The organism is Lentilactobacillus curieae (assembly GCF_000785105.2).
GTDB lineage: Bacteria > Bacillota > Bacilli > Lactobacillales > Lactobacillaceae > Lentilactobacillus > Lentilactobacillus curieae.
In genome coordinates this window covers 329,879-343,083 of sequence record NZ_CP018906.1, presented here as the reverse complement: position 1 = coordinate 343,083, position 13,205 = coordinate 329,879, and the positions used below count along the sequence as shown (strand labels likewise).

Annotated in this window: 15 protein-coding genes; 10 read left to right on the top strand and 5 right to left on the bottom strand. The window is 39.2% G+C overall.

The genetic code is table 11. The features are described 5' to 3' along the window. Positions 1–27: 27 nt before the first annotated feature. Positions 28–393, top strand: coding sequence for a hypothetical protein (locus tag PL11_RS01870; RefSeq protein WP_035165947.1), 366 nt, complete (start codon positions 28–30; stop codon positions 391–393). Between the two features lie 600 nt (positions 394–993). On the opposite strand, the gene PL11_RS01865 is transcribed toward PL11_RS01870, so the two are convergent. Further along, positions 994–1,551 (bottom strand): TetR/AcrR family transcriptional regulator, encoded by a 558-nt coding sequence (locus PL11_RS01865; protein ID WP_052127667.1) that lies wholly within the window; start codon positions 1,549–1,551, stop codon positions 994–996. A gap of 148 nt (positions 1,552–1,699) precedes the next feature. Here PL11_RS01865 and PL11_RS01860 point away from each other — a divergent pair, with 148 nt between their 5' ends. The 3 genes from PL11_RS01860 (at position 1,700) to PL11_RS01850 (ending at position 4,721) form a co-directional block, all read left to right on the top strand. After that, positions 1,700–2,428 (top strand): alpha/beta hydrolase, encoded by a 729-nt coding sequence (locus PL11_RS01860; RefSeq protein ID WP_237047506.1) that lies wholly within the window; start codon positions 1,700–1,702, stop codon positions 2,426–2,428. A 353-nt stretch (positions 2,429–2,781) separates the two neighbouring features. Beyond that, positions 2,782–4,161 (top strand): FAD-dependent oxidoreductase, encoded by a 1,380-nt coding sequence (locus tag PL11_RS01855; RefSeq protein ID WP_035165946.1) that lies wholly within the window; start codon positions 2,782–2,784, stop codon positions 4,159–4,161. Positions 4,162–4,283: 122 nt separating this feature from the next. Continuing rightward, a complete protein-coding gene (locus PL11_RS01850) occupies positions 4,284–4,721 on the top strand; it encodes a hypothetical protein (protein ID WP_035165945.1) in 438 nt (145 codons plus the stop codon). Between the two features lie 41 nt (positions 4,722–4,762). On the opposite strand, the gene PL11_RS01845 is transcribed toward PL11_RS01850, so the two are convergent. Further along, positions 4,763–5,182, bottom strand: coding sequence for a hypothetical protein (locus tag PL11_RS01845; RefSeq protein ID WP_035165944.1), 420 nt, complete (start codon positions 5,180–5,182; stop codon positions 4,763–4,765). A gap of 310 nt (positions 5,183–5,492) precedes the next feature. On the opposite strand from PL11_RS01845, the gene PL11_RS01840 reads away from it, so the two are divergent. Beyond that, a complete protein-coding gene (locus PL11_RS01840) occupies positions 5,493–6,290 on the top strand; it encodes a matrixin family metalloprotease (protein WP_035165943.1) in 798 nt (265 codons plus the stop codon). 85 nt (positions 6,291–6,375) lie between these two features. On the opposite strand, the gene PL11_RS01835 is transcribed toward PL11_RS01840, so the two are convergent. Further along, the gene (locus tag PL11_RS01835; RefSeq protein ID WP_035165942.1) at positions 6,376–6,810 is read right to left on the bottom strand and encodes a hypothetical protein; all 435 of its coding nucleotides are present in this window, start codon (positions 6,808–6,810) and stop codon (positions 6,376–6,378) included. Positions 6,811–7,170: 360 nt separating this feature from the next. Between PL11_RS01835 and PL11_RS01830 the strand changes: the two genes are divergently transcribed. Beyond that, positions 7,171–7,488 (top strand): hypothetical protein, encoded by a 318-nt coding sequence (locus tag PL11_RS01830; protein ID WP_035165940.1) that lies wholly within the window; start codon positions 7,171–7,173, stop codon positions 7,486–7,488. Positions 7,489–7,547: 59 nt separating this feature from the next. Here PL11_RS01830 and PL11_RS01825 read toward each other — a convergent pair whose 3' ends face one another. Beyond that, a complete protein-coding gene (locus tag PL11_RS01825; RefSeq protein WP_035165938.1) occupies positions 7,548–8,720 on the bottom strand; it encodes an MFS transporter in 1,173 nt (390 codons plus the stop codon). Positions 8,721–8,928: 208 nt separating this feature from the next. Then, positions 8,929–9,672, bottom strand: coding sequence for a hypothetical protein (locus PL11_RS01820; protein ID WP_035165937.1), 744 nt, complete (start codon positions 9,670–9,672; stop codon positions 8,929–8,931). Positions 9,673–9,947: 275 nt separating this feature from the next. Here PL11_RS01820 and PL11_RS01815 point away from each other — a divergent pair, with 275 nt between their 5' ends. From PL11_RS01815 to PL11_RS10515, 4 genes are all read left to right on the top strand, one after another. Further along, positions 9,948–10,526 carry a zinc ribbon domain-containing protein gene (locus PL11_RS01815; RefSeq protein WP_035165935.1) on the top strand — a complete coding sequence of 193 codons (579 nt, stop codon included), beginning with the start codon at positions 9,948–9,950 and terminating at the stop codon, positions 10,524–10,526. 112 nt (positions 10,527–10,638) lie between these two features. After that, positions 10,639–11,658 (top strand): Ig-like domain-containing protein, encoded by a 1,020-nt coding sequence (locus PL11_RS01810; protein ID WP_035165934.1) that lies wholly within the window; start codon positions 10,639–10,641, stop codon positions 11,656–11,658. 128 nt (positions 11,659–11,786) lie between these two features. Beyond that, entirely contained in the window at positions 11,787–12,605 is an 819-nt protein-coding gene (locus PL11_RS10520; RefSeq protein ID WP_052127664.1) for a glycosyltransferase family 2 protein, read from the top strand. A 216-nt stretch (positions 12,606–12,821) separates the two neighbouring features. Beyond that, entirely contained in the window at positions 12,822–13,178 is a 357-nt protein-coding gene (locus tag PL11_RS10515) for a hypothetical protein (protein ID WP_152638984.1), read from the top strand. Positions 13,179–13,205 lie beyond the last annotated feature (27 nt).

Genomic DNA, 13,205 nt, shown 5'->3' with positions numbered 1-13,205 from the left:
TATTCTTTAAGACAAAGGGGTGTTTTTATGAAGAAGATTTGGATTAGTACTGCCACTTTGCTTGGCACATTTGAGTTGGTATTATTGGGACAACCATCAACAACTGCGGAAGCCAAGGTAGTTGCCTTACCTGCAGCCTATCGTCACATTTGGACTTTACCATCGCGGCATATGATGATTAAGACCTACAAATACCACGCATACTTTACAGACACTTATCGTAATGGGCATAAGAATGACTGGATTAAGTATCGATATGTAAAGAACGGTGCCCACAAATACGGGACATTTGCAGTTAATGGAATTTATGAATCGGTCGGTTTGTATTTTAAGAACAGTAATAACTTATACCTTGGTTATGATACTTCAACCTTACATTTCCGCCATAAATAAAATTTTTTAAATTTAAACTAATCAATTAGTTTACGTCGAAAATCCGAGCAAATAAATTATTTTGTATGCATAATAAATTAATGGTGGATATTAATAATATATCCGCCATTTTTGCTGTTAATACTAATATTAGCAGATTAATAATCTGGCAATTAATACTTTAATATTCACAGGTATTTAATTTGTTGTTTTTCCACCAATTAGGATTCTAATATTAACGATTGGCGCAATTAATATTAACTTGTTAATAACAAAATATTAGGATCTTAATGCCGGATATTAGTAATGTTTTGCCATTAATTAAATATTAGAAGACTGATATTAGTAGGGGAATTATTAATATTAAGAGATTAATATCTGCCGATTGGAATCTTAATATTCTTGGCTTTTTTCCTAAATACTTATGCCTTGTTGCGGATACTTTGGTGGATATTAAAGCTTTAATATTAGCGATTTCCCGACTAATATTAATTTATTAGTCAAATAACCATTAATAAATTAATGGCGGATATAAATAATATATCCGTCATTTTTTTCTTTAATATTGATATTAAGCTACTGATATTAATTACAGTGCTGATTAATATTAATATCCTAATATTAGCTTCTTGGGACTTTCAGTCCTAAATTACCATATATTAGTTCAGCAATCTGCTCAGAAAGTTTAGAAACGTCTTGAGTGATTGTACCTAACACAAAAGATTCAATGATTCCGATAACTCCACAACTCAAGAAGCGGATTTTAATGTTGAAGTCCTCGGATGGTTTGAAGTCAGATTTTTTAATCAGTTCATTGCTAGTGAATTTAAGGAACTTATCTCTAAACGAGTATGAGCCCTTACTCAGAAAGAGCTTTTTGAACACTGAGCGGCGTTCGTCAAAGAAATCAAACCAGATTTTAGTCTTATCAACATATTCTAAGGGCTTATCTAGTTTGCAGGCGTCCGCCAGTTCTTCAAAGTATTCGTCAATTACGGCGTCCATCAAATCGTATTTATCTAAATAGTGGAGGTAGAATGTTTTGCGCCCCACATTAGCATTTTCTGTAATCATTTTGACTGACAAGTCGTCAAAATCGTATTCTCCAAGTAGAGTTGTAAAGGCGGTCTTTAAAGACTCTTGTGTTCGTTGAACTCTACGATCCATAGGTTTTTGCAATTTGGTATCCTCCAGATGATACACATCTTTGTTTTTATGTGTATAAGTGCACAGTGTGTGTAAATTGTCCGTTGTTAGTTATTTAATCTGTCGTTATTATACACGTGTGTAGTAAAACACACAAGTGTAATAACAAAGGAGAAATAATATGACTGATAAAAAACGGGTTTCATTTCCAACTTATAACTTTGATTTAGCGGGGACGTTGTACCTCCCAGAAGGTTTTGATGAGAGTAAGCAGTATGCCGCAATTGTGGTAACTCACCCAACCAGTAGTAATATGAACCAAACTTCTGGAATTTATGCGGACAAATTAGCAAACCGTGGCTTCATTACTTTAGCATTTGATTCTTCATACCAAGGTCAAAGTGAAGGGGAACCAAGATTTGTTGAAAACCCTGGTCAACGTTCAGAAGACATTAGTTTTGCGATTGATTACTTGAACTCATTATCATATGTAGATGATAAAAAGATTGGGGCATTAGGGATCTGCGCCAGTGGTGGTTATACGCTCAACACCGCCAAGACTGATAAGCGAATCGCTGCTGTTGGCGCGGTTGCTTCAGCTAATGTTGGAATGGTTTATAGAGAAACCTTTGGACCAGATGACCAATTATTGGCTACGTTGGACAACATTGCTAGGCAAAGAACTGCTGAAGCCAATGGTGCTGATCCAATGATTACTCAGTGGAATCCTAACTCACCGGAAGAATTACAGCAAGCTGGTTATACTGATGTTGATTACATTGAAGCAGTTGACTACTATCGGACTCCTCGTGGCGAGGACAAGTACTCACCTAATAAATTACGATTTACTAGTTTAGCGGGGGTACTTGGATTCGATGCAGTTCACCTGGCAGCAAAGTTATTAACTTAACCACTTCAAATCGTTGTGTGAAATGTTGTTGGTGCGTTTGGTTCATACAGGACTGGAATGGAAGTTTATGATCGAGCAGCTTCAAAGCACAAGGATTTGTTGGTATTAGATGGTGTATCTCATTACCAACTTTATGACTAACCAGAGGCTGTGAATAAAGCAGTTGATAAGTTGGATGAATTTTATAAAGAGTATCTTGGATAATTAGAATCGGAAGTGGAACGGAAAGCATTTTGGTATGTTTTTTGTTCCACTTTTTTAAAACAGGTTCTTTGACTATCAAAACTCCACATGGTATTTTTGAGATGTAAGGGTAATCAGTCTTACAATTTCTTAGGGAAAGGATTTTTTAGATGACAAAAAGAGTTGTAATCGTTGGTGCCTCACATGGTGGCCACCAATCCATTCTGGAATTATTGAGTCGTTACGATGACGTTGATATTACACTGTTTGAAGCGGGTGACTTCATCTCATTTATGTCTTGTGGTATGGAACTGTACCTCGAAGATAACGTTACTGCCGTTGATGACGTGCGGAACTTTAGTGAAGACAGTTTTCCACAAGACAACGTCCATATTTTGAGTGGCCATGAAGTTACTAAGATCAATGGTGATGGGCAGACAGTGACCGTTAAGGATTTAAAGAGCAACGAAACATCTGAAGTACCTTATGACAAGCTGATCTTGAGCTCGGGGGTAACTCCAAAATCGTTGCCAGTTGTCGGAACGGATTTGGAGAATGTTTACCTAATGCGGGGAAAAGATTGGGCAACCAAGATTAAGAGCAAGTTGACTGATCCAAGTGTTAAGAACATTACGGTGATTGGGGCAGGCTACATTGGAATTGAAGCTGCCGAAGCCGCAACTAAGGCTGGCAAGCACGTAACTTTGCTTGATGTGATTGACCGACCACTGGGAACCTACCTTGATTCAGAATTGACTGATGTGTTGACTAAGGAACTCACTGAAAAGTGTGTCGAGGTTAAGACTGGCGTTAAAATTACTGAATTTAGTGGTGATAGTGGTGCGGTTGCCTCGGTCAAAACCGATAAGGGTGACATTCCAAGTGACTTGGTTATCCAAGCAGCTGGGGTGCAACCAAACACCGACTGGTTGAAGGGCACGGTTTCACTGGATGACCGTGGCTGGATCAAGAATGACCAGTATTTGAGAACTAATTTACCGAACGTGTATGCGCTGGGTGACGCGACTCTGGCATACTCAGTGGCAGCGGGTAAGAAAGTGCCGATTGCTTTGGCAACGGTGGCCCGGCGTGAAGCTCGTTATGTAGTTAAGCATTTATTTGAAACCACACCATCAGAGCCATTTGGTGGGGTAGTCGGTTCATCTGCACTGAGTGTGTTTGATTATCACTTTGCTCAAAGCGGGCTGAACAGTTTTACCGCTGAACGAGCTGGGGTGGAAGTCGCAACTTCGTTCTATGAAGATACGTTGCGACCAGCTTACGTGCCTGAGAGCAAGGGCAACCCAAAGGTTTATGCCCAGTTATTCTTTGAGCCACAGACTCACCGGTTAGTTGGTGGAGCTGTGATGTCGAAGTATGATGTGACTGCTCAAGGTAATGTGCTAGCATTGGCAATTCAACACCAGATGAAGTTAGAGGACTTGGCGGAAGCTGATTTCTTCTTCCAACCTGGGTTTGATCGCCAGTGGAGTTTGTTGAACTTGGCGGCACAGCATGCGCTGGGTGAGGAAGAGTTTACGAGAAAATAGCGATGTGTGAAGAATCTCGTGGGTGAAGGCTGGCGGGATTTTTTTATATGTAGTGGAATAGCCCTTGTGCAAGACGGTTATGGTTGTATAATTTTATATATAACATACATACGGGGGTTATTATGAACAACAAAGTTGTTAAAGTAGCATTATTAACATTAGCTTTTAGTGGTGTAATGGCATTTGAAAGCTTAAGTAATAATGAAACTGCCAGTGCAAAATCTTCATATATACCAAGCCCACTTCGTGGCACGTGGTACAGTTATTCTGGTCATGGTCATTACGATAGGATAACTTTTTATAGATATCGAGTTTCATTCCGAGATTATTATTCCGGAAGGTATCATTACGTGAAACCAACTAAGTTTGCTGTGTACCCATACAACTATAAAGGTTACACTCAATTCTTAGGTTGGCATCAAACCGCTGGAGATGGAGATTCTTATAAAGTTCGGACAATTTATCGAAATGGCAGTTATCATAAGCAACTAGTCTGTGCTGGTGGTGCTGGATATTGGGTTTATAAGCATTATTATCGTGGTCATGTTCACTGGAAATAAAGCAAAAGAGTGATACACATTTATGTGCATCACTCTTTTTGTTAGAATCGTGAAGTTGCTGAAACTCTTAGGTAGGTTGAACTATATCCATATGATTTGATGTAGTGCTTGCCGTGGTAAGTTTTTAGATATACTTTTGTGTTTCTACCTAGGAACATTCCGTTTGGAACAGCGTAGCCGAAGACAGCATACGTAGATTTGTTTACTTTTCGATACTTTGCATACTTTACAATTCTAACAGGCATTCCTTGACTGCCAAGCTCAAATCCTGCCTTTAAGGCTTTAAAGCTTGTCCAACGTCCATTAGGTTTGTTAATCCATGATCCACGCCATGACTTTGGTGTACCTTTATGCCATGTAGCGGCTTGGGCTGTTTGTTGAGATAGTGATTCGACTGAAGTGGTAACGGTACTGAGTCCAAGTGTCGTTAAGGCAACTAAGACAAGTGCTGATTTTTTCATAATTAAATCCTCCCACGCACATTATCCCATAGTCCATATTTAAAGACTATTATTTTTCCAAACAAAAAAAGCTACCCCAAGCCATAGGGTAGCCTAACTGAGCCGATAATGGGTTACTTTATGCAACAACTAAAGTATATAAAAAATGAAAAAATATCGCAAAATTTAACTATGATGTGCTTGATTTTAGCATTGATAGCGGTTTAATTTGAACTAGAAAAATAATTGAGCGTTTTTAGCCGTATTTTATGAAAGTCCTGCTATACTTCACATCGTAGATTAACTCATGAACTTTACGGGGGCGTTAGCTATGAAGACAAGATTAAAGATTAAGTCAACTGTAGTCGCTGGTTTGCTAGTTGTGTTTGGCACATCAGCCATTGGCGTTAGCCATCCAGCAAAGGCTGCTGGGGTGACACCACCGCAATCGCTACTGAACAAGTCGCAAAATTACTACAAAGATAATTACCAGACTTTGGCTAAAAAGTATCGGATTAGCTACAGCTTGCAATCTGGAATTGCTAAAAATCGCACCGTAAAGATTTATCTTGGAACTAAGAATAAAGATCTGCGTGATAGTTTGTACTTCGCAGTTCAGTACTGGAATGACAAATTAGGCAGGCAAGTATTCCAATACGGAACCAAGGGCAGCCATACGCTTACGTTTAATACGGTCAATAATGCGACTGGCTCCAATGATGGTGCTGATGCCTGGTGGGATCCAGGTGAGAAACGCGTCGTGGTTAACTTAAAAATGTACAAGAATTCTTTGGCACAGTTAAGCAAGCAAATCATCGACAACAGTCAACAATCTGGAGTAAGTGGTGCAGACCTGACAGCAGAACGCCAGGACATCGCGGTTAACGGGCTTGATAAGACTTCAAGAACTTTGTACTATGGTGCCACTTTAACTCACGAACTAGGTCATGTTCTCGGATTGAACCACTCACCTAACAAGAACGATACGATGTACTTTGAGAGTGATTCACCACAAGTCCACTATTACCAATCATTGAAGAACGCAACTAATGCGGGTTACAATCCGCTGACGAACACCGATGTTCTTAGAGCACAGTTAGCATTAAAGGTATTTGGCGCATTTAAATAGTTAAGTAAGACCACCTTGGGAGACCAGGGTGGCTTTTTTTACATAAAAAACTCCTCGCCATTGGGCCAGGAGTGAATAATTGCAGTTATCTATCTAAAAATGGAACGCCCACACTTTCCAAGTAAATGATGTCGCGTAATAGGAGGGCATCGCCGGCAAAGTAACCTTTTGTGCCGTTTGCTTGCTGAAAGTAGATCCGTTCAATTTGCGGGTCATGCCACATTGTATAGGTTGTGGTCACAAACTTCATGCGGGCATTAGTTTTCACTGAGTTAAACTCGGCAGTCTGGTTGTCATCTAGAATATGGATATGGGAATCAAAGTCTTTGTGTTCGTCACAGCATTCCACAAGTGAATAGTTTATGATTTTGTCTTTGATCATATCAGTCAATGCGATTGGATTATCGTCAACTTGAAAGTGGACACTGTGAGCATCACCAGCATACGCAGCGGTTCGGCTGATGTTTAAGGTGAAGTCATAAATCTGAACGAAAAGTTGATTGTTTGTTCCGAGCTTCATAATAATCACCTGCTTTGTGTTGGAAAAGTGGCATGGACGATGGTGCTGAATTATGAGATTTAAATTACAGTTTATGACGTGAACTATGGTCATAGTATAAGGTGGAGATTGTGAAAATTCAAGAAGAATTTCTAATTATGTTTTTTCTATTACAAGGTGTATCGCTACTAAATACTGAATAATTAATGTAAATGTTGCGGAAGGGTGCCACAAAAGATTGTAAAAATAATGTTGTAAAATTAGTATTTTTTATTAATTGTCATGTTATACTGATAGGCGGTGATATCACGTTGACGTGCTCGAAAAATAATTGGGGAATTATTTATATTAAATGTTGGCATTTCCAACTCAGCCACAACAATGACTAACGTGGACCAAGACACCATTGAAAACGTGAAGGGGGACTTTACGGTTGCTAACGGAACGATTGGCAAGATTACCTTTGATGCCAAGAAAGATGGGACGGTATATCTAGATGCCATTGCGACAAACCCAACCATTGATTATGTCGATGGTTCGAACGAACTTGGGGCTAACTTAAATATCTGGCGGGTGAATGTATTCCAGCATTACGCTCCAACCCAGACCTCAAGTAGTAATAAAGATACACATAGTTCAACCAGCACACCAACTAATTCGGTCGATAAGAAGTTAGTTGCAGGATTGGATGCTCAGTAATTATTAGCAAAAAACCTCACGTACTCGGATTTTTCCAAGTACGTGAGGTTTTTTGTAAGTTATTTTATTTTAACAAAATATTTGGTGATGAATAGCGTAATTATTAGTAGACCGATGCCGATGATTCCAAAACCGGTGTAGAATGATTGTAGTTCAATCAGCCAGCCAATTAGTGGAAAAATAAAAATCATGGCTGCAGAGAACATGACACTCGCAACGCTTAATAAAGTAGCACGTTGTTCGGAATCAATCATTTCATTGTAAATATTGCTAAATATGGGCTCTGTCATGGACATTAGTAATTGTGATACTAAGAATAGTAGCAACAATAATGGAATCCATTTAAACCAGCTAAGCAGCAACAGTCCGATTAAAATTATCGTTAGGCTAACCAAGAAGGTTCTTTGAGTAAATCTTTTTTGAATCGTAGGGGTCATTTTGATCCCTACAATGTTAATCGCAGCCGACAATACCATCAGTACAGAAATCAACCATCCAGAAAAGTTTTCAGATTCCATCAATGATTGAAAATAATAGTAGTATGCAGTACAAAATGCAGCAAAGACTGAATCAAAAATCATCAAATATCTCAGGGTGCTGTTCACTTTTAATGTTTGGTAAGAATTAACTATGATTGACTTAGTGGTCAGCGGTGAACTGTTATTTTGTCTAGGTAAAGTTGGCTCTTTGAATATGAGAACAGTGCCAAGCCCAAGTACACTAACAATAATTGCGATAACGTAAGTAAACTCAAAATGCCAGTGAACCATGAACCCAGCGATAACAACACCGATAGTATCAGCTAATTCGATGAATACGTTTATGTTGCTAATGACACTTGGATATTTGTCAGCCTTATCATCGATCTTGAGTGAGTCATATAATAAAGCTTCAAGAGTCCCTGACTGCATATTGTATGACAAGGCGTTAAAAACGAATGCAATCGCAAACGTCAAAAAAGAGTGGCCAAACAAGAGTAGTATCGCAGAGACAATCGCAGCAATTCTCCCTATGATTAGGTCTAATTTGTATGATAACCTATCGGCTAGAACTCCCGATGGAACTTCAAACAAGAAGCTAGCTATGTGAAAGATACTTTCACACAAGCCAACTTCCAAAAGTGATAGTCCTTGGGTTTGTAAATACATAACCCATAGGCTGGTAATTCCAAACCAAGAAAGAAATGTGTATGCATATCCTTTGTGAGCATTACCAATATATTTAGTTTTCATTTTATAAGCACTCCAGTACTGTGACTATTCAGCTAAACGATAAATTTAAATCCTGGTCGTCCGCTGAACTTTTGGGTTACAACAACCGAAGTGCAAAAGTGTACGTAATGCAGTGCTGAAGACCAATCCAAGTCATCATGCCAATCACTCCTAGTGAGATAGTTATTGATGATAGATTACTCTTAAAAAAGAATGAATTCAATGTACTTTATGACATCAACTTATTAATCATCGCCTTCAAATCTTCCTCCGCCAGTTCATAATCTAGATAATCACAAATAATTTCAATACTGTGGGCAGCGTAAAACTTGAAGAAGGCGGAGATATCCAGGTCACCTATGGTGTGATTCTTGGGGAATTCAATGGTAACATGCTCGTAATTATCCACAATTTGTGCAGCCTGATAGAGATAGCTTTCTTGAGCACCACTAAGCTTTATGGTGTCTTGCACCCGATGCTCGACAAAGTGGTGAGTCTGATCGACTAAGACGAGTTCGTCAACCCCATCAAAGTGAATGCTACAATTATTTCCTAGTTCTGGGAAACAACTGCTCATTGGCGATACTGATACCCAGGCTCTATGATGGCACTCTTTATTGGTTTTCAATGGGGCAAATTTAACTTCGCCAGTTACAAAGGGAATGTAGTTTTTAATCCCAACGAAGTTGGCGAGTTCTCTGAGGGTGCGGGGGCAGGCAAGGGGATGCTCTTTTTTGAAGTAATCAATTAACTGATCAGGTGATTGTTTTAGAGCGTAAAGCCCCCGGGCTCTATCCAGGACGATTGATTTATACCTTTTATTTGGAATCGGTACAATCATTAGCATATTCTTCCAGTCCATCTGGGGCTGATCGTAATGAGTCTTGATGTGGCTGAGTTTTAATTGGCTAATGTCAATTTTCTCCTGGTGAACTTTTCTTCCGGCAGTGGTCAGTGTGTTACGTAGTTTCATTGTCCTCTCCTTATATTAATAAACAACTATGCAAAACATGATTGAGATTCTAACATATTAGTTATTAAAGTTGAACCTTTTATTTGCCGTTTTCACGCAGAAAATTTGACCGCATAAATTTAATTGCGGGTGTTAATGGTTTCTGAGCGACTATACTTTTTGAAAAAGTTTTTTGAGCCGATTTTTGACCGCATAAATTTGAAACACAATTATAATCTGCAAAACTCCAATGTTTTTGTATAATATTAATTGACGAGAATTTTGGGAGGGTCACCATGAGCGAAGAAGAAAAGGTCTGTATCAAGTGCGGACGTAAAATTCCGGGGTATTCACGATTTTGCCCGTACTGTGGAGCAGCACAACCTGCATTGAAAAAAGATGCAGCAAGCGATAATTCGAGAGTTAGCAGAAGAGCTACTAATGACAGTGGTAATAACAACGGCATGACACCACTTAAGAAGTTGATGATCATTGCCTTAGGATTAGTTTTTGTGTTAGTTGTTGGTAAGGTCACAACATTTAAAGATGGCCCTGGTCATCATAAGATCGAAGAGGAAATGCACCTTAACATGTTCGACGGTGAGACTGCTTATGGCAAGCACCCAAAGATTACCGTGGACAAGAAGAAGGGCACAACTATCAAGATTTCTTACAAGAGTACTGCTCTTAAGAACATCAAAACGAATCCTGACTGGAAACGACTGGTTAAGAAAACGGTCAAGAAGTCTAATGAATTTGATGGAGTATATGGTAATAAGATGTACTCGAAAATCAAGATTCGGACAGATAAGAGTAAAAAGCCACTATTTAAAGTTGATCAAGGAAAAGTTTTGTACAACAAAGCTGATGCTTAAAGGGAACCGTGAAAGCGGTTCTTTTTTTGTCAAAAAATTTGATTGTTTTATTTCTTATGTAAGGTATAATTCAGATATATTAGTTTCACAGCACGAATGAGGGAGAAGTATTATGAATAAAAAGCAATTAGTCGGGGGCTTTCTTGCAGGAAGTCTGCTGTTGTTTTCCGGGGTAACTGTTTCTGCAAAGAAGGCAGTTAAGACAAGTGTCAATAAGTTGACTGAGTCTAGCCATTACGTGACAGGTAAGACCACACCCAAAGCCACTGTTAAAATTAGCCGTAAAGGCGTAGTTTATGCATATGGTAAAGCTAACAGCAAGGGTACGTTTAAGATGAAAATCAAGCGTGATCTAAAACCTGAATGGAAGTATACTGTTTCGGCTAGCAAAGCTGGTTACCAAGCTGCAAAGAAGGTAGTTCCGGTCGCTGAAGCTCCGGCACCAGCACCTAAGCCAAGCGTAGTTGAACCAACGGTTACTCAACCAAGTACTGATACCTCAACAAGTACCAGCACGCCAAGCACAAGTACACCAAGTGACAGCAATCCAAGTACTAGTGCACCAGCCACTAGTGATCAACCAGATAATTCAACGACCACTTCAACGACTGATATTGATGCTTGTACAGATCCTGAAGTAGTATCAATTACAAAACATATTGACGCTATCAAGACTGCTCAACAAATATTGGTCAACGAGACCAATGATTTACGAACAAAGTCAGCCATGTTGATGCAAAAATATGATGAAGCCCATAAAAATTTTGAAGCTTATTCGGATGATAAAAATAACGGGACACTAGCTAAGTTGGAAGCGGAATTGGCTGCTAAGCAAGCAACTGAAGCCACCCCAGATACGAGCACATCCACTAGTTCAGAAGATACGACGGTTACTGATCAATCAGCAGCCACCGATGATTTAGCAAGCCAGATTGCCACCCTTAAAGCAGAAATTGCCGCGGTAGGTGATAATGCAGATGATTATTTCACAACTCTGATTCACTATAAAGGTGACGCAGATTTGGCAACCTCTCAAGCTAAAGAAAATGATCAAAAAATTGCAGACATGACTAATCAAATTAACGATTTGTATTTGGAACGAATCGATAAGATTGGGGCATTGCTTAAATAGACAAAAAGAGTGAGAATAAATCTCACTCTTTTTTAATTTTAAGTTCGCAGAATTGATAATGTAAACGCTATAAATGTTATAATAAAAGTGTAGGAAGTAGTGGTTTTTATAGAATTGAAGTGATCACTATGGATATTCACAAGAGTCGGTCGACGTTTGTATTTGTGGTGTTAACGATAATCGGTTTGAGTATCTTATACCTCAGTTACTTCCTTAGCCAAGATAATGAGATTGCTGAAGTTGTGTGGTGGGGAATTAAAATCGTAGCGAGTATAATTGCTGTTTGGACGTATATTCTAATTTTCTACTACATGTTTTTATCGATAATTGGTTATGGTAAGGTCAAGCGAGATTACGAGATGCATGATCCAAAGTTGAAATTTCTAATTATGGTTCCTGCCCATAACGAAGAGGCTGTGATCAGTGAGACAATTAAACACCTGCGTACCATCGACTACCCGAGTGAATTATATAACGTAGTGGTGGTATCAGATCAGTCAACGGATTCCACGACGGCAATGTGTATCGATATGGATGTTGACGTGGTGGACACAGCCGAGGGTAAGCATGAGCGATTTGGAGTAGGTAAACCTGCAGGACTACAGTATGCGCTAGAAGATTATGACTATCATCAGTATGATTACGTGATGGTTTTGGATGCAGATAACTTTGTAGATCCAAACGTTTTTCAAGAACTTAATTCACAACTAATTGAGAAAAAAATTGATGCGGTTCAAGTGTATCTGGACAGTAAGAATACGGATAAGTTTCAGCCGCTAGGCTATGCTGCTTCCTACTGGACAATGAATCGGGCTTTCCAGCTGGCTAAATACCGGCTGCACTTGCCTAACAGTATTGGTGGAACGGGATTCGTAGTTTCAACTGAGTGGTTAGATAACAATAATGGCTTTAAGTCTCACAGTCTTACCGAGGATTTGGAAATGTAAATCCGGATTGTTGAGTCAGGTGGCCAAGTTGGTTGGAATCACTTTACACGAATCTATGATGAAAAGCCTGAGAAACTTAAGGATTCGGTCATTCAACGGTATCGTTGGAGTCGGGGACATTGGTATGTAGCGTTCCATAATTACAAGCAACTGTTTAAAGCGTTTTTCAAGACGGGAAAATTTAGGTATTTAGATCAGATCAACTACCTATTTTCGATGCGGGAAAACATTCAGATGTTAACGGCGTTGGTACTGCTCCTAAGCGGGTTTACGGTAATTGACCTATTTGGTCAGATCCAGTTAGGATTCACTTTTCTAGCTTGGTCTGAATCATACATTGTGCCAGTTACCGCGTTTAACTTCTTTGTACTATTCTACGGTTTTGTACCAATGTTTTATGGCATAATCGTGGATGGTAAGCAGGGAGTGTTCAAAGCAATTAAGGCCGTGATTGCTTTATTGTGGTTCTCGATGACGTACTTTGTGGCACAGATTTCTGGTTTGTTTACGTATTATGATCAGGGATCGTGGTCACATACGAAGCATGTGCAAAATGAGATAAAGACAGAATGATGAAAGCTGGCAGAATTGCCAGCTTTT